This is a genomic window from Nocardioides plantarum (assembly GCF_006346395.1).
GTDB classification, from domain to species: Bacteria; Actinomycetota; Actinomycetes; order Propionibacteriales; family Nocardioidaceae; genus Nocardioides; species Nocardioides plantarum.
The window spans coordinates 1,196,716-1,212,435 of record NZ_VDMS01000001.1 but is presented as its reverse complement, the minus strand read 5'-3'; the positions used below and the strand labels follow the sequence as shown (position 1 = coordinate 1,212,435).

Genomic DNA, 15,720 nt, shown 5'->3' with positions numbered 1-15,720 from the left:
GGCCACTAGGGTGACTGCGCCATGACCGACCTCGACCCCGCACGCCTCGTGGTGCAGACCGCGCGCGGGCGACGCGAGTTCGACCAGGAGCGCGTCGTCGTCGGACGAGAGCAGACCTGCGACCTCGTCGTCGACGACCCGCGGGCCTCGCGGCACCACCTGACCTTCGAGCGCCAGGGCGCGTCCTGGTACGCCGTGGACGCCAGCTCCGGGGGCACCTTCGTGGCCGGTCGGCGCATCGGACGCGAGCCGTTGCACGCCGGGGCCACGGTGCTCCACCTCGGCGACCCCCAGGGCGAGGCGGTGCAGGCCTGGCAGACGGTGCCGGTCCCGCCGGTGGCCCCCACCCCGCCGCCGTACGTGCCCCCGACGCCGCCGCCCTACCGAGCCTCGGCCCAGGCACCCCCGCCGGTCCCGACAGCCCCGCAGCAGCCCTCCCAACCCACCCCGCCGCCGTACGTCGCGACCCCGCCGCCCCGCGCCGGCCAGGCGCCCGTGGTGGCCCAGCAGGTCGTCCCGCCCGGGCAGCTCACCCACGGCCGGACCATGATGCCGGCGCACGCCGTCCCCGGTGGCTCGGTCACGATCGGGCGCGACCTGTCCAACGACGTCGTGCTCGACGACCCGCTGGTCTCGCGGTTCCACGCCCGGCTCCAGCTCGGGCGTCCTGCGGTCGTCCACGACCTCGGCAGCTTCAACGGCGTCTTCGTCAACGGCCACCGGGTCGTCGGCGCCGCCGCGCTCGAGCCCGGCCACGAGGTCATCGTCGGCAACCAGACCTTCCGCTGGGACGGCGCCCAGCTGCTGTCGTCGGCGACGCAGCACGAGTTCACCCTCTACGCCGACGGGCTCACCGTCGTCGTCGACGGGGGCAGGCTGCTGCTCGAGAACGTCTCCTGCACGCTCGCCCCGTCGTCGCTGACCGCCGTGATCGGTCCCTCGGGTGCCGGCAAGTCCACCCTGCTGGGGGCGCTCACCGGTCTGCGCCCGGCGACCCACGGCCGCGTCGTCTGGCAGGGCCACGACCTCTACGCCCACTACGACCAGCTGCGCTTCCAGATCGGCCTGGTGCCGCAGCAGGACATCCAGCACCCCCAGCTCAAGGTCCGCCAGGCCCTGGCCTACGCCGCCGAGCTGCGGCTGCCGCCCGACACCCGGCCGCAGGAGCGCGACCAGCGGGTGCGCACGGTCGCGGGCCAGCTGCAGCTCCAGGAGCGGCTCGACAACCGCATCGGCAGCCAGCTCTCCGGCGGGCAGCGCAAGCGCGTCTCGATCGCCACCGAGCTGCTCACCGCGCCGCCGCTGCTGTTCCTCGACGAGCCGACCTCGGGCCTCGACCCGGGCCTCGACCTCGAGGTCATGCGACAGCTGCGCACCCTGGCCGACGAGGGGCGCGTCGTCGTGGTGGTCACCCACTCGGTGCTCGCGCTCGACGTCTGCGACAACGTGATGGTGCTGGCCCCCGGCGGCCGGACCGCCTACTTCGGCCCGCCCTCCGGCGTCCTCGACCACTTCGGGGTCGCGAGCTACCCCGAGGTGTTCGACCGGCTCGACGAGCCCGACCTCTGGTCGCGCATCGCCGCACCGCGACCCTCCACCGAGACCGCCGCCCTGCGCGCGACCGCCGCCCCGGTGCCGGTCGCGCCGCGCCAGTCGTTCGGCAAGCAACTGTCGACGCTGGTCCGCCGCAACCTCGCGGTGGTCGTGGCCGACCGGCTGCTGCTCACCATGCTCCTGGCCCTGCCGCTCGTGCTCGGGCTGCTGAGCCGGCTGGTCCCCGGCGGCGACGGTCTCTCGCTCGAGAGCTCGCTCGTCTGCCCGCCCGGTGGCTCGCTCGACGCGTGCACGGTCGATCTCGCGTTCTCGCCCGCCGAGTCGTTGCAGCGCCTCATCGTGCTCATCGTCGCGGCCTGCCTGATGGGCACCGCGCTGGCCATCCGCGAGCTGGTGGGGGAGCGGTCGATCTTTCGTCGCGAGTACGCCGTCGGGCTCTCGCCCGGCGTCTACTTCGCGAGCAAGATCATCGTGCTCGGCTCGGCGGCGTTCGTGCAGGGCCTCGTGGTCACCTTCATCGCCGTCGTGGGTCTCCCCGGGCCCGACGGCAGCCTGGGCGGCGTCCGGCTCGCGCTGGTGATCGGCCTGCTCGCGACCTCGATGGTGGTCGCGGGCCTGACCCTCTCGGCCGTCGTCACCAGCACCGAGCAGACCATGCCGGCGCTGGTCGGCATGATCATGGTCCAGCTGGTGCTGTCGGCCTCGCTGTTCCAGATCCACGGCCGCCCGCTGCTCGCCCAGGTCGCCTGGCTCGCCCCCTCGCGCTGGGCGTACGCCGCCGCCGGCAGCGCCATGGGGCTCGACCGCTCCGGCGACGACCGCTTCTCCGGCGACCCGCTGCTCGGCGGCGGCGGCCACTTCGTGCTCGCGGTGCTCGTGCTGCTGCTGCTCACCGCATTGACGACCGTGCTGGGCTACCTGCTCGTACGACGCAGCGCGACGTCCGACCGCTGACGGCGGTCCCGTGCGACGCAGACCCCGTGTCGGACGCCGATTCCTGGGGCGACCCCAGGCTAGGGTTCGGTGCATGGCGCTACGCGACACGATGGTCACGAGGGCTCAGCCCTTCCTGCAACCGGGCGAGCGGGTCCAGGCGGTCTTCGGTGGCCAGAAGATCACCCAGTGGTGGGTCCTGCTGTCGGCGTTCATCGTGCTGTTCGCCAACCGCTACCGCACGGTCGTGGTGACCGACCGCCGCATCCTCGTGCTCGACGGGACCCGGATGAGCCAGACCAAGGTCACCGGTGTCCTGGCCGAGGTGCCGCGGACCGTCCAGATCGGGCCCCCGTCGGGGCTGTGGTGGAAGTGCGAGTCGCTGGGCCGGCCGATCTACGTGCACAAGCGCTTCCACAAGGACGTCGTCGCGGCCGACACGCAGCGCCCCCAGACGCCCGGCTACCCGCCGATGCCGCCGGGTCCGCCGCCGGTCGCCCCGCCGTCGTACTGACCTCGGACCGGCCGTAGGACGAACACCGGGATCACCCGGCTCGTGCGCTCCTCGTACGTCGCGTAGTTGGGCCAGGTCCGGAGCATGACCTGCCAGAGCTCGGCCCGCTCGGCGCCCTCGACCTCACGCCAGGTGACCTCGTGGATCCGTCCGCGGACGCGGGCGTGCGCGGTGGTGGCGGCGCGCAGGTTGCCGACCCACAGGGGGACCTGGGGTCCGCCGAAGTAGGAGCCGGCGATCAGCCAGCCGCCGTCGTGGGGCACGCACAGCAACGGCGTGGTGCGCGGCAGGCCGCTCTTGCGGCCGGCGACGGTCAGCGCGAGGTTGGGCAGCCCCGCGAGGTCGAGCACCGTGACCCGGCCGCGCGACGCCCGCTGCAGGCGGGTGTCGACCCACACGACCTGCGGGAGCAGCCGGGGCATCCAGGAGAGCGCACCGATGCGCACGGCGAGCGGTGTGAGCAGACCCATGGCGGCAATGTAGTGGCCACCGACGACGAACGGCGCCGGTCCCGCAGGGGGATCCGGCGCCGTGCGTGCTGGGGTGCGGGGGACTCAGCCGATCTTGAGCACCTGGGTGCCGCCGGCGAAGGTGTCGTGCCAGGCCTGGCGCCTGACCGGGTCGTTGTTGATGCCGACCGCGATCAGGATCTCGCCGACCAGGGCGGCCAGGCCGGCGATGGCCGGCCCGACGATCGGGACGATGTAGCCGATCGGCGCGGCCGTGAAGATGTTGCGCTTCACGGCTTGCTCCATCGTCGGGTTGCTGACCCCGTCAGGGCCGACGACCTTGAGCTTCATCACCTGCTTGCCGATGGTGGCACCACGCGAGGACTCCATGAACGCGTAGTAGCCGAGGCTCAGGGCGCCGGCGACGACGCCGAAGACGATCCCGAACAGGAAGCGGCTGCCGCCCTCGTAGTCGCCGCTCTCGAAGTTGTAGGTCCGGTCGCTGACCAGGATCGCGACGAAGATCGCGAACAGGATGACGTAGACGATGCCGAGCAGGACGCCGTCGATGAGACGGGCCAGGAACCGGTCCATCAGCTCACCGGGCCGCGGCTGACCGAGCGGCGGCGGCGGGGCGCCGTACCCGCCCTGGGAGGGCGGCGGCGGCGGGTAGTCGGACATGGGGGGCTCCTCGGGGTCGCAACAACAGGGTCGGGGACCGCGTCGGCGCGGTCGGCGCTGAAAAGTAGCGCGTCCGAGGTGTCGGGGGACAGGCCTCAGCGGGCTATTGCCGAGGAGAGCGGGCGGGTCACGAACCCCGTCCACCGGTGCCGAGGGGCGGCGGCGGTGTCACGATAGGCGGATGAGCGCGCTCGACCCCCACCCCGACGAGGTCACCTGCGCCGCTGGGCCGGCCGTCGCCGTCGAGGTGCTCGGGCCTCGCGAGGTGCCGCTGGGTGGCCCGCGGGCGATGACCGTACGACGCACGCTGCCGTCGCGGCAGCGCAGCCTGATCGGCGCGTGGTGCTTCGTCGACCACTACGGCCCCGACGACCTCGACATGGTGATGCCGCCGCATCCCCACACCGGCCTGCAGACCGTCAGCTGGCTCTTCACCGGCGAGATCGAGCACCGCGACAGCGCCGGCCACCACGCGTTCGTCCGCCCCGGCGAGGTCAACCTGATGACCGCCGGTCGGGGCATCAGCCACTCCGAGATCTCGACCGCGGCGAGCACGACGCTCCACGGTGCGCAGCTCTGGGTCGCGCTGCCCGAGCACGCACGTCACGGCGAGCCCGGGTTCGTCCACCACGCCCCGGACCCGGTGCGGGGCGACGGGCTCGAGGCCCGCGTGTTCCTCGGCTCGCTGCTGGGGGTGACCTCGCCGGTCGAGACGGCCACGCCCCTGCTCGGTGCCGAGCTCCTGCTCGCCCCGGGGACCGCCGTCGCCCTCGACGTCGACGCGGGCTTCGAGCACGGCGTGCTGCTCGACACCGGCACCGTGCGGGTCGCCGGGCACGACGCGGCGACCCACGACCTCGTCTACGTGCCACCCGGCTCGGCTCGTCTCGACCTCGTGGCCGGCGACGAGCCGGTCCGGCTGCTGCTCCTGGGGGGCCCGCCGTTCGGCGAGGCCGTCGTGATGTGGTGGAACTTCGTGGGCCGCACCCACGACGAGGTGGTGGCCTTCCGCGCCGCGTGGCAGGCGCAGGTCCACGGGGGAGCCGACGGATCGACGTACGCCGACGGGCACTTCGGTATCCCGGTCGGCGACGACCGGGCCCCGGTCCCCGCGCCCGAGCTGCCCCACGTCCGGCTGCGGGAGCGCAGATGACCACCGACCCGCACCACGAGGGCGCCGACCACCCGGTCGGTGCGCTCGAGCTCGCGCAGGCCAGGCTGCGGTCGCTGTCCGAGTTCCATCCCGACGGGATCTTCTCGCTCGACCTCGAGGGCCGCTTCATCTCCGTCAACAGCGAGGCCCTGCTGCTGAGCGGCGGCTACACCGCCGAGGAGCTGCTCGGCCAGCCGTTCCTGGCGCTGCTGCTCGAGGAGGACGTGCCGACGGTCGTGGGCCACTTCACCCGGCTCCTCGACCGCCTGCCCAGCACCTTCGACGTCCGGTTCCGGCGCGCCGACGGCACCTTCGGTGAGCTCGAGATCATCGGGCTGCCGGTCGTCGTCGGCGACGAGGTCGTCGAGGTCGTCGGTATCGCCGAGGACATCACCGAGCGCAGGCTGCTCCAGCGCGAGCTGCGCGACGCCCGTCGGGCCGCCGAGAGCGCGAGCACGGCCAAGTCGGCGTTCCTGGCCACCATGAGCCACGAGATCCGGACCCCTCTCACCAGCGTCCTGGCCGCGGCCGAGCTCATGGGCGACACCGCGCTCACCGCCCACCAGCACCAGCTCGTGACCCTGATGGAGCGATCGGGCGAACGCCTGCTTCGCCTGGTCAACGACATCCTCGACTTCTCCCGCGTCGAGGCGGGACGGGCCGAGATCACGAACGCGCCGTTCACGCTCGCCGAGCTCGTCGACGAGGCGGCCCTCGTCGTCCGCGGCACCGTCGACGACAAGGGCCTGGACCTCGTCTGCACGGTCGACCGCGACCTGCCGCGACAGCTGGTCGGCGACCGGGAGCGGATCGGGCAGATCCTGACCAACCTCGTCGACAACGCCGGCAAGTTCACCCACGAGGGCGGCATCGAGGTCCGGGTCGCGGCGGCCGAGCGCGCCGAGCTGCCCGGCGACGTCACCGACGACCAGGTCGCCGTGCGCTTCACGGTCGCCGACACCGGCATCGGGCTCGACGCCGGCCAGCAGGCCGTCATCTTCGAGATGTTCCAGCAGGCCGACTCCTCGATCACCCGCGAGTACGGCGGCACCGGCCTGGGCCTGGCCATCTCGCGCCAGCTGGCGACCCTCATGGGCGGCGTCCTCGGCGTCGCGAGCGAACCCGGTCGGGGCAGCACCTTCTCGTTCGTGCTGCCGCTCGGCCTGGTCTAGGACACGCCGGCCTCGAGCCCCAGCGTCGCGGTGGTGCGCACCTCGGTGAGCTGACCGCCCACGACGTAGGACACCTGGGACGCGACGTTGCCCCGCGCGGTGTCGGGCAGGAGACGGTCCAGCGACCCGGTGAGCGTGGCGGTGAGGGTGCCGCGTCCCGAGCTGACCTCGACCTCCTCGACCTGGCCCGGACGGTAGGTCTGGTCGATGGTCACCTCGATCTCGTAGGCGTCGCCGTCGAGCGCGGTCAGCGCGTACGTCGCGACCTGGTCGACCACGGCTCCGTCGACCTGGTCCACCGAGGTCGCCGTCCAGCGGGCACCGATCCCGACCGCCTCGGAGGGCAGCACCGCCACCAGCTCGCGCACCTGGGCATCGACCGAATCCGCCGCCGGGACACCGCTCGCCGCCTCCACCGTGGTGCCGTCGGGGCGCACGACGAGCGTGGACGTCGTCCCGGCCAGGGACGACAGGGCCTGCTCGACGTCCCTGACGGCCGAGGAGCTCGACCCCGTCGCATCGACGGTCGGCCGGTCGTAGGTCTGCGTCGTCGTCAGGGTCGCGTCGCTGTCTCCGTCAGCGCGGTCGACGCCGGTGACCTTCGACGTGAACGGGATCGAGACCGGGGGCACCACCGTCGGCTCCTGGTCGCGGGAGACCCGCTGGGCGACCTCGATCGTCGCCTCCGACGAGGAGTCCGGCGCCGGGTCGAAGGCCAGCACCCGTCGGTCGTCGGCGCCCGCGTCGAGCACCTCGACGAGCGGCCGGTCCCCGACCGCGGTCGGCGTGGCGGCCGAACCGGTGTCGGCGCCGTCGTCGCCGCCCGAGCAGCCGGCCAGCACGACGACGGGGCCCAGGAGGGCCGCCACCACGGCGGCACGACATCGACGGGGCACCGGCGCAGCATAGACACGCCGGCCGACCCCGGGCGCTGAGCGGCCCTCGGTGGTCGAGCCCGGCCCTCGGTGGTCGAGCCCGGCCCTCGGTGGTCGAGCCCGGCCCTCGGTGGTCGAGCCTGTCCCTCGGTGGTCGAGCCGTCCCTCGGTGGTCGAGCCGTCCCTCGGTGGTCGAGCCGTCCCTCGGTGGTCGAGCTTGTCGAGACCCGGCAGGATGACGCCCATGGTCGGACCCCTGCTCGGCGACGACGGCGTCACCCGGTGCCCGTGGGCGGGCCCGACCGCCTCGGTGATGCGCGACTACCACGACACCGAGTGGGGCACCCGCGTCCACGGTGAGGCCGCCTACCTTGAGCGCCTGACGCTCGAGGCGTTCCAGTCGGGCCTGTCGTGGTCGACGATCCTGCTCAAGCGCGAGGCCTTCCGCGAGGTGTTCTGCGGCTTCGACGCCGAGCGGATCGCCGCGTTCGACGACGCCGACCAGGCGCGGCTGATGGGCGAGGTCCGCATTGTGCGCAACCGGCTCAAGATCGCTGCCGCCGTCACCAACGCCCGCGCCACCCTCGCCCTGCGCGAGCGCGAGGGGCTCGAGGCGTTCGTGCTCTCGTTCGCCCCGGCCGACCGCCCGGCGTACGACGACACGGCGACGATGGCGACGACCTCGGCCGAGTCGGCGGCGCTGTCCAAGGCGCTGAAGAAGGCCGGCTTCGCCTTCGTCGGGCCCACCACGATGTATGCGCTGATGGAGGCCCTCGGCCTGTTCGACCCCCACCTGACCGGATGCTTCCGCCGGGGCGGTGAGCCCCGCTAGTCCGGGGTCTGCGTGGAGTCGTGCCGGGTGCCCTCGGGGTCGTCGGTGCGCTCCTGCGACTCCTCGAGGATGGCGCGGGCCTGGGCGTCGGTGTCGTCGCTGCCGGACAGCTCGCGGTTCGGGCCGTGTGTCCGGGGGTTCCGGGGTGACCGGCTGAGGAGCGGATGGCGGGACCTCGAGACGGCTTCGCAGGTATGCCGCGCAGTCGCGGACCGGAACTCCGTGGAGCTCGGCCGGAAGTCGCGACGTGGGTCCTGTTACGTCGTGGACGGTGACGCGATAGAAGTACACCACCCGGTTGGGTCCTGACCCTCGACGCTGCCCCCTCCTGCGCGCGTCCTGGGCATCCGGATTAACGAAACCTCCGACGTGGCGCTAAGCGTGTACCCCGATAGCACGCCGCGACGGATCAAAGGGGGTGAACTTACCCACTCCGAAGAACTTTTCTCCGCGAACAAGTCCGGTCGGACGGGGCTCAGTCCGAACAGTTGTCGAGCCATGTTGACAGCGCAAGCCGCTCCGCCTGTGGTGCCGCACTACATCCCGGAGCGCCGCCACGGGCCTTTGAGGGCAGAGTGAGAGCTTGCCATTTTGACCAATGGTGGATCCCATGCGTCAATACGCCATGCAGAAAATTTGCCGTCGCAGTTCCCGAGCTTGGCGACGCGGCGTTCAACTAGCGATCGCTATTTCCTTGACGCTTGTAGCGTCTATGTTTTCGCCGATACAGACGTCGTCTTTTGCTGCGTCGCCGAGGGACGTGCCGCCTCTAGTGATTGCGTCCGTCCCAAGCGCAGGAGAGGCGCGGAAGGTCCAGTTGTTTGCTGTGCCTCCCTCGACAGGTGAAGAGCTAGTGGGCTCCACTAAATCACTCCTTCCGGTTCCCGCTACCCTCGGGGATCTAGGCTCGGAATTTTCGGTGCTTGCTAGTCCTTTGGATGTTCCTGACTCCGCACGGCGGCCCGACGGCGTTGTGGACTTCATTCTTTATGTTACTGACGCTCGCGGTGACACGTGGACAACTTTCCTGTCGGCTCGCGCTGGGCTCCAACCCTTGCCTGAAGGAAGCGGCGCTCGATCGTCGAATCAGCCCACGTCTCACTACAGCTGGATTTCAGTCTTGGACTCATCCCCGCGATTGAGCGGGTCGCGAACTTCGGCTGGTTATCCGGTACTGAAGAGTTCGGCGCAGCTGAGGGGGGATGATGTGACACGCGACGACGAGGACGACGAGGAACTCGACGGAGTCGACATACCACCCGAGCAGTTTGTCGAAGCTGAAGTGCCGACTACGGATTCTCGTGACGCCCAGCAATGTCTCAAGGAGAAATACAAGGGCGATCGGAACGTGTACTCCATTATCGGAACTTCGTACCCGGCCGGGTACACCACGTCGTGGATGGCGCACAGTCAAGGGAGTTCCAACGAGACTGAATATGGTGTGGCAATCGGCGTAGAGACTTCTGGTGGCAGCGGATTCGACTACAAAGCGAGCGGAACGCGGACTGTGGGCGGTTCATGGACGGGGACCTGGGACCCCCTCAAGGTCGCCCGCAGCTACCAGATACAGGTGAACTACCACTATTACGTTCTTGGTGAGGGGTGCAAGGGCGAGACCCGCTACCAGCGCCCCCACGTCGAAACCGGCGGTGCCCAGGACAACACAAGCGGGCTAGTCCGCCCCGGATGGAAGAAGTACTGCGCGAATCAGCCGAGAAACTACCAGTTCGATCGAACGGACGACAGGGGCAAGGCTTACAGTTACGGCGCTGCGGTCAAGTTTGCCAAGATCATTGGCATCAACCTGTCGGTGAAAAAGGCTTACACGAAGTCAAACAGGCTTTCGTACAAGTTCGCTGGAAGCGCAAAGCACTCGCTTTGCGGGTACGACGAATACCCGGCACTTGCTGGCAAGATGGTCGACCGACCCTATTGGGTAGAATGAAGGCAGCCGGCGCAGGGGTCCCGCTGAGCGACGACTCAGTCGCCTGGATGCGTGGGGTTCTCCGTGCGGTGGCTTACGCTCCACTCGCATTCAATGTGTCCTTCTGCATGCCTCGCGGCCGAGAGTGAGAGGGCAATTGATGTCTCGTCTTTGGGTGGTCATGGCACTCACCTTCTTCGTGAGCGGGTGTACCTCACCGCCCTCACCGACAGCTGGCGGCGACGGTGGATCTTCTAAGCCCATCTCGGGCGGCCCACTGAGCGTGTCGAACGGTAGCGGTGGTCGTGGGACCCTCGGGTCGCTAGAGGGTGAGGACAACCGAGGTGCGGTTTTCGGCGGGTTGCTGCTGTGCACCGACGGCCCGACAGTCACGATTTCGGAGATTCGCTACATGTCGCGCGCAACACCCGGTGCCACGATCCAGCCCGCCATCAGGATTGTCCCCGTCGCGAAGGAGCGACAACGACCGGATTCGGCCGTGTGGGCCCCGCTCTCGGCCGTTCGCGGTGAACTGAGCAATCCCGAAGTGCAAAGGCAGGTTCCGGGCGACCTGGAGCTTGACCCGGAAGGGTTTCAGGTTCGACGTCGTTGTGCGCCACCATCGCCGAGCGCAGGTCGGATCGAGTTGCTCACTGAACTGCACACTGACAACGGGGATGGGGTGGTCGTCGATTCGGTCGTGGTCGAATACATGGCGGACGGGAAGAGATTCGACGTAGACGTACCGTGGTCGTTCGTGCTGTGCAGTGACCATGGAGAGTACGAGGGTTGCTGACCGAGAAGCGTCGCGTCGAGACCACCAGGCCAGTCGACTCTCCCTTGCGCTCCTCCTACGGGCTCGACGTCGGGTGCGGGTTGTCGATCGACGCCGACTCGAACCGGGAGCCGCAGCAGCCGCCCGTGCGGCTCGTCGCGCGACTCGGTCTCGGCCGCGCGATGCACCCGTGCGACCTCGGCGCCTACCGGGGCGCCCCGACCTGATTGAGTGTCGCGGTCGTCGACAACCCGTCTGGATGGCCTAGCCGCCCGGGGTCTGCGTGGAGTCGTGCCGGGTGCCCTCGGGGTCGTCGGTGCGCTCCTGCGACTCCTCGAGGATGGCGCGGGCCTGGGCGTCGGTGTCGTCGCTGCCCGCCGCCCGCTCCTCGGGGAGCAGCTCGGCTCGCTGGTCGACGTTCTTCTCGCTCGGGCCGTCGGTCATGGCGCCACGGTAGTCCGCAAGACCGAAACCAGTTGTGAGTGAGCGCTCACTCACTTAGAGTGGCGCGGTGAGCCCACGAGCCCCCGCGATGGCCCCCGACGCCCGACGGGAGGCGCTGGTCGACGTCACCCTGCGGCTGATGCGCGAGCACGGCAGCAACGTGACCACCAAGCAGATCGCCGAGGCGGCCGGTGTCGCCGAGGGCACGATCTTCCGGGTCGTCGACACCAAGGACGAGCTGCTCGAGGCGGCGGTCCAGCGCGCCTTCGAGCCCGGCGACCTGGTCCAGCGGATCGAGGAGATCGACGCCGACCTCCCGCTCGAGCAGCGACTCCTCTCGCTGGTCGCCATCCTCCAGCAGCGGTTCCGGGCGACCTTCTCGCTGATGCGCAAGGTCGGGCTGGTCCGCCCGCCCGACCACGTGCACGACGACCCGGCCGCCGCGCAGTGGCGGGCCCGGCTCCGGCTGCTGCTCCACGGCGTCGTCGGCGCCGACGCCGACCGGCTCGCCTGCCCCGTCGACGAGTTCGTCCACACCCTGCGCCTGCTGACCTTCGCCGGCAGCCACGAGCACATCGCCGACGGCCACCTGCTCAGCCCCGAGCAGATCGTCTCCACCGTCCTGCACGGCCTCCTGCGCCCCGTAGACCAGAAAGACCACTGATGCTCCTCCGCCTCCTGCGCGAACGCCTGCCCGCCTACCGCTCCTGGCTGCTCGCCGTCGTCGGGCTCCAGCTCGTCAGCGTGCTCGCGATGCTCTACCTGCCGAGCCTCAACGCCCGGATCATCGACGAGGGCGTCGCGGTCGGCGACACCGGCGCGATCGTCCGGATCGGCGCGATCATGCTCGCCGTCTCCCTGCTCCAGATCACCGGATCGGTCGGCGCCGCCTGGTACGGCGCCCGCACGGCCATGGCGTTCGGCCGCGACCTGCGTGCCGACCTCTTCGACCGGGTCGGGCGCTTCTCGACCCGCGAGCTGCAGCACTTCGGCGCCCCGTCGCTGATCACCCGCGGCACCAACGACGTGACCCAGGTGCAGATGCTGGTGCTGATGACCTGCCTGATCGCGGCGTCCTCGCCGATCATGATGGTCGGTGGCGTCGTCATGGCGCTGCGCGAGGACGCCGGCCTCGGCTGGATCCTCGCGGTCGTCGTACCCGCCCTCTTCGTCTCCGTCGGCTTCGTCATCACGCGGATGGTGCCGAGCTTCCGGTTGATGCAGGGCCGCATCGACGAGGTCAACCGGGTGCTGCGCGAGCAGATCACCGGCATCCGTGTGGTCCGCGCGTTCGTCCGTGAGCCCCACGAGCGCGAGCGGTTCGGGCAGGCCAATGACGACCTCACCGAGGTCGCCGTGCGCGCCGGGCGCTGGATGGCGACGATGTTCCCGCTGGTGATGCTGGTGGTCAACGTCGCCAGCGTCGGGGTCATCTGGTTCGGCGGCCACCGCGTCGACGACGGCCAGATGGGGGTGGGTGCCCTGACCGCGTTCCTCAGCTACCTCATGCAGATCCTGATGTCGGTGATGATGGCGACCTTCATGCTCATGCAGGTGCCGCGCTCGGCGGTCTGCGCCGACCGGATCGTCGAGGTGCTCGACACCGAGTCCTCCGTGGTGCCGTCGCCCGAGCCCGTGACCCCCGACCCGGCCCGCCGTGGCGAGCTCGACCTCGACGACGTCACCTTCGCCTACCCCGGCGCCGAGGCGCCCGTGCTCGACGGCGTCTCGCTGCGGGCCCGTCCCGGCCAGACCGTCGCCGTGATCGGCTCCACCGGCGCCGGCAAGACGACGCTGGTCAACCTGGTGCCGCGGCTGTTCGACGCGACGTCCGGCGCCGTCCGGGTCGCTGGGGTCGACGTGCGCGACCTCGCCCCCGACGTCCTGTGGGACCAGATCGGGCTGGTGCCCCAGAAGGGCTACCTTTTCTCCGGCACCGTCGCCACCAACCTGCGCCACGGCCGCGCCGACGCCTCCGACGACGAGCTGTGGGCCGCCCTCGACGTCGCCCAGGCCCGCGACTTCGTCGAGGCGCTGCCCGACGGTCTCGACGCGCCGGTCGTGCAGGGCGGCACCAACTTCTCCGGCGGCCAGCGGCAGCGGCTGGCCATCGCGCGCGCCGTCGTACGCTGCCCCGGCATCTATCTCTTCGACGACTCGTTCTCGGCGCTCGACCTGGCGACCGACGCCCGGGTGCGGGCCGCGCTCGCCCCCGTCATCACCGAGGCGACCGTCGTCGTGGTCGCCCAGCGGGTCTCCACCATCCGCGACGCCGACGAGATCGTCGTGCTCGAGGACGGCCGGGTCGTCGGTCGCGGCACCCACCCCGAGCTGCTCGAGACCTGCTCCACCTACCAGGAGATCGTCGCGTCCCAGCTCTCGGCCGAGGAGGTCATGGCATGAGCGAGCAGACCCCCCAGCAGGCCCCCCAGCAGGCCCGCAAGCCCAAGCAGGTCACGGAGTTCAAGGCCACCGAGCGGATCGAGGCGCCGGGCGGCGGCCCCGGCCGCGGCCCGATGGGCGGCGGCATGGTCGCCCAGAAGGCCATGGACTTCGGCCCGTCGGCCAGGCGCGTGCTGCGCCGGATGGCGCCCGACCGCTGGCCGGCCCTGCTCGTCGTGGTCATCTCCGTCGCCAGCGTCGCGATGATGGCCGTCGGCCCGCTGTTCCTCGGTCGCGCCACCGACCTCGTCTTCAACGGCTTCATCGGCCGGCAGTTCCCGGCCGGCACCCCCGAGGCCGACCTGCCCGATGCGGTGCAGGGTCAGGACGTCGTACCCGGCGCGGGCGTCGACTTCGACGCCGTCGGCCGGGTGCTGCTGCTGGTGCTCGCGATCTACGTCGGCGCGTCGGTGCTGAGCTGGCTGGCCGGCTACGTGCTCAACGGCGTCGTGCAGCGCACCGTGCGCCGGATGCGCCAGGACGTCGAGGACAAGATCAACCGGCTGCCCCTCGGCTACTTCGACCGCTCACCGCGCGGTGAGCTGCTCAGCCGCGTCACCAACGACATCGACAACGTGTCGACCACGCTGCAGCAGACGATGAGCCAGCTGCTGACCTCGTTGGTCTCGCTGTTCGCGGTGCTCGGGATGATGTTCTTCATCTCGCCGCTGCTCGCGCTGGTGGCGCTGATCAGCGTGCCGGTCTCGCTGCTCGTCACCCGGGCGATCATGAAGCGCTCGCAGAGCCAGTTCGTCGCCCAGTGGCGGCGTACGGGCAAGCTCAACGGCCACATCGAGGAGACCTTCTCCGGCCACTCGCTGGTCAAGGTGTTCGGGCGCCAGGAGGCGGTGCAGGAGGAGTTCGACCGGCAGAACGCCGAGCTCTACGACGTGAGCTTCCGCGCGCAGTTCGTCAGCGGGCTGATCATGCCGGTGATGATGTTCGTCGGGAACCTCAACTACGTCATCGTCGCCGTCATCGGCGCGCTGCGCGTGGCGAGCGGGTCGCTGAGCCTCGGCGACGTCCAGGCGTTCGTGCAGTACACCCGGCAGTTCACCCAGCCCCTGACCACCGTCGCCTCGATGGTCAACCTGCTGCAGTCGGGCGTCGCATCGGCCGAGCGGGTCTTCGAGCTGCTCGACGCCGAGGAGGAGGTCGAGGAGATCACCGCCTCCGACCACGCCGACGGCGGCAGCAGGACGCTGACCCGCGGTGAGGTCGCCTTCGAGCACGTGTCGTTCGCCTACACCGAGCAGCCGCTCATCACCGACCTGTCGCTGGTCGCCCGCCCCGGGCAGACGGTGGCCATCGTCGGCCCGACCGGCGCCGGCAAGACCACCCTGGTCAACCTGGTGATGCGGTTCTACGAGCTCGACGGCGGCCGGATCACCATCGACGGCACCGACATCACCGCGCTGCCGCGCTCGGTGCTGCGCGGGCGCATCGGCATGGTCCTGCAGGACACCTGGCTCTTCGGCGGCACCATCCGCGACAACATCGCCTACGGCCGGCCCGGCGCCACCGAGGCCGAGGTGCTCGAGGCGGCGCGGGCGACGTACGTCGACCGGTTCGTGCACTCGCTGCCCGACGGCTACGACACGGTGGTCGACGAGGAGGGCTCCAACCTGTCGGCGGGGGAGCGGCAGCTGGTCACCATCGCCCGCGCGTTCCTCACCGACCCGGCGCTGCTCATCCTCGACGAGGCGACCTCCTCGGTCGACACCCGCACCGAGCTGCTGCTCCAGCACGCGATGGCCGCGCTGCGCAGCGACCGGACGTCGTTCGTCATCGCCCACCGGCTCTCCACGATCCGCGACGCCGACCTGATCCTGGTGATGGAGTCCGGCGCGATCGTCGAGCAGGGCACCCACGCCGAGCTGCTCGCGGCCGAGGGTGCCTACGCGCGGCTCTACCAGGCGCAGTTCGCGGCGGCGGCCGAGCCGGTCACGCCGGTCTGAGCCTCAGTCCCCGT

Annotated in this window: 14 protein-coding genes; 10 read left to right on the top strand and 4 right to left on the bottom strand. The window is 70.5% G+C overall.

What is annotated here, in order from left to right:
* The first annotated feature begins 21 nt into the window (after positions 1 to 21).
* Positions 22 to 2,508: an ATP-binding cassette domain-containing protein gene (locus FJQ56_RS05625; protein ID WP_140008170.1), complete on the top strand. Its 2,487-nt coding sequence runs from the start codon at positions 22 to 24 to the stop codon at positions 2,506 to 2,508.
* A gap of 73 nt (positions 2,509 to 2,581) precedes the next feature.
* Positions 2,582 to 3,001, top strand: coding sequence for a hypothetical protein (locus FJQ56_RS05620; RefSeq protein WP_211350759.1), 420 nt, complete (start codon positions 2,582 to 2,584; stop codon positions 2,999 to 3,001).
* Here the strand turns inward: FJQ56_RS05620 and FJQ56_RS05615 are convergent.
* Positions 2,950 to 3,471, bottom strand: a complete 522-nt coding sequence (locus FJQ56_RS05615; protein WP_140008169.1) for a nitroreductase family deazaflavin-dependent oxidoreductase — start codon at positions 3,469 to 3,471, stop codon at positions 2,950 to 2,952. The genes FJQ56_RS05620 and FJQ56_RS05615 overlap by 52 nt on opposite strands.
* Before the next feature lie 84 nt (positions 3,472 to 3,555).
* Entirely contained in the window at positions 3,556 to 4,131 is a 576-nt protein-coding gene (locus FJQ56_RS05610) for an RDD family protein (RefSeq protein ID WP_211350758.1), read from the bottom strand.
* A gap of 181 nt (positions 4,132 to 4,312) precedes the next feature.
* Here FJQ56_RS05610 and FJQ56_RS05605 point away from each other — a divergent pair, with 181 nt between their 5' ends.
* Together FJQ56_RS05605 and FJQ56_RS05600 are read left to right on the top strand one after the other, a co-directional pair.
* Positions 4,313 to 5,284: a pirin family protein gene (locus tag FJQ56_RS05605; RefSeq protein WP_140008168.1), complete on the top strand. Its 972-nt coding sequence runs from the start codon at positions 4,313 to 4,315 to the stop codon at positions 5,282 to 5,284.
* On the top strand, positions 5,281 to 6,456 hold the full coding sequence (locus FJQ56_RS05600) for a PAS domain-containing hybrid sensor histidine kinase/response regulator (protein WP_140008167.1): 1,176 nt from the start codon (positions 5,281 to 5,283) through the stop codon (positions 6,454 to 6,456). Before FJQ56_RS05605 ends, FJQ56_RS05600 begins: the two co-directional genes overlap by 4 nt.
* Here the strand turns inward: FJQ56_RS05600 and FJQ56_RS05595 are convergent.
* Complete coding sequence (locus tag FJQ56_RS05595; RefSeq protein ID WP_140008166.1) at positions 6,453 to 7,352, bottom strand: hypothetical protein; 900 nt, start codon at positions 7,350 to 7,352, stop codon at positions 6,453 to 6,455. The genes FJQ56_RS05600 and FJQ56_RS05595 overlap by 4 nt on opposite strands.
* A 223-nt stretch (positions 7,353 to 7,575) precedes the next feature.
* On the opposite strand from FJQ56_RS05595, the gene FJQ56_RS05590 reads away from it, so the two are divergent.
* The 3 genes from FJQ56_RS05590 to FJQ56_RS05580 all read left to right on the top strand — a co-directional run bounded on the left by FJQ56_RS05590 (position 7,576) and on the right by FJQ56_RS05580 (position 10,883).
* Positions 7,576 to 8,163: a DNA-3-methyladenine glycosylase I gene (locus FJQ56_RS05590; protein WP_246083998.1), complete on the top strand. Its 588-nt coding sequence runs from the start codon at positions 7,576 to 7,578 to the stop codon at positions 8,161 to 8,163.
* A 1,207-nt stretch (positions 8,164 to 9,370) separates the two neighbouring features.
* Positions 9,371 to 10,108, top strand: coding sequence for a hypothetical protein (locus FJQ56_RS05585; protein WP_140008164.1), 738 nt, complete (start codon positions 9,371 to 9,373; stop codon positions 10,106 to 10,108).
* A gap of 160 nt (positions 10,109 to 10,268) precedes the next feature.
* The gene (locus FJQ56_RS05580; RefSeq protein WP_140008163.1) at positions 10,269 to 10,883 is read left to right on the top strand and encodes a hypothetical protein; all 615 of its coding nucleotides are present in this window, start codon (positions 10,269 to 10,271) and stop codon (positions 10,881 to 10,883) included.
* 243 nt (positions 10,884 to 11,126) lie between these two features.
* On the opposite strand, the gene FJQ56_RS05575 is transcribed toward FJQ56_RS05580, so the two are convergent.
* Positions 11,127 to 11,306, bottom strand: a complete 180-nt coding sequence (locus FJQ56_RS05575) for a hypothetical protein (RefSeq protein WP_140008162.1) — start codon at positions 11,304 to 11,306, stop codon at positions 11,127 to 11,129.
* A gap of 67 nt (positions 11,307 to 11,373) precedes the next feature.
* On the opposite strand from FJQ56_RS05575, the gene FJQ56_RS05570 reads away from it, so the two are divergent.
* The 3 genes from FJQ56_RS05570 to FJQ56_RS05560 are packed head-to-tail and all read left to right on the top strand — an operon-like array spanning position 11,374 to position 15,706.
* A complete protein-coding gene (locus tag FJQ56_RS05570) occupies positions 11,374 to 11,970 on the top strand; it encodes a TetR/AcrR family transcriptional regulator (RefSeq protein ID WP_140008161.1) in 597 nt (198 codons plus the stop codon).
* Positions 11,970 to 13,709: an ABC transporter ATP-binding protein gene (locus tag FJQ56_RS05565; protein ID WP_140008160.1), complete on the top strand. Its 1,740-nt coding sequence runs from the start codon at positions 11,970 to 11,972 to the stop codon at positions 13,707 to 13,709. Before FJQ56_RS05570 ends, FJQ56_RS05565 begins: the two co-directional genes overlap by 1 nt.
* On the top strand, positions 13,706 to 15,706 hold the full coding sequence (locus tag FJQ56_RS05560; protein ID WP_140008159.1) for an ABC transporter ATP-binding protein: 2,001 nt from the start codon (positions 13,706 to 13,708) through the stop codon (positions 15,704 to 15,706). Before FJQ56_RS05565 ends, FJQ56_RS05560 begins: the two co-directional genes overlap by 4 nt.
* Positions 15,707 to 15,720 lie beyond the last annotated feature (14 nt).

Excerpts from the sequence above, each read along its gene's own strand:
- FJQ56_RS05600 (WP_140008167.1), top strand. The coding sequence starts at position 5,281 with ATGACCACCGACCCGCACCACGAGGGCGCCGACCACCCGGTCGGTGCG.
- FJQ56_RS05615 (WP_140008169.1), bottom strand. The coding sequence starts at position 3,471 with ATGGGTCTGCTCACACCGCTCGCCGTGCGCATCGGTGCGCTCTCCTGG.
- FJQ56_RS05590 (WP_246083998.1), top strand. The coding sequence starts at position 7,576 with ATGGTCGGACCCCTGCTCGGCGACGACGGCGTCACCCGGTGCCCGTGG.
- FJQ56_RS05560 (WP_140008159.1), top strand. The coding sequence starts at position 13,706 with ATGAGCGAGCAGACCCCCCAGCAGGCCCCCCAGCAGGCCCGCAAGCCC.
- FJQ56_RS05610 (WP_211350758.1), bottom strand. The coding sequence starts at position 4,131 with ATGTCCGACTACCCGCCGCCGCCGCCCTCCCAGGGCGGGTACGGCGCC.
- FJQ56_RS05580 (WP_140008163.1), top strand. The coding sequence starts at position 10,269 with ATGGCACTCACCTTCTTCGTGAGCGGGTGTACCTCACCGCCCTCACCG.
- FJQ56_RS05625 (WP_140008170.1), top strand. The coding sequence starts at position 22 with ATGACCGACCTCGACCCCGCACGCCTCGTGGTGCAGACCGCGCGCGGG.
- FJQ56_RS05605 (WP_140008168.1), top strand. The coding sequence starts at position 4,313 with ATGAGCGCGCTCGACCCCCACCCCGACGAGGTCACCTGCGCCGCTGGG.
- FJQ56_RS05620 (WP_211350759.1), top strand. The coding sequence starts at position 2,582 with ATGGCGCTACGCGACACGATGGTCACGAGGGCTCAGCCCTTCCTGCAA.
- FJQ56_RS05565 (WP_140008160.1), top strand. The coding sequence starts at position 11,970 with ATGCTCCTCCGCCTCCTGCGCGAACGCCTGCCCGCCTACCGCTCCTGG.
- FJQ56_RS05575 (WP_140008162.1), bottom strand. The coding sequence starts at position 11,306 with ATGACCGACGGCCCGAGCGAGAAGAACGTCGACCAGCGAGCCGAGCTG.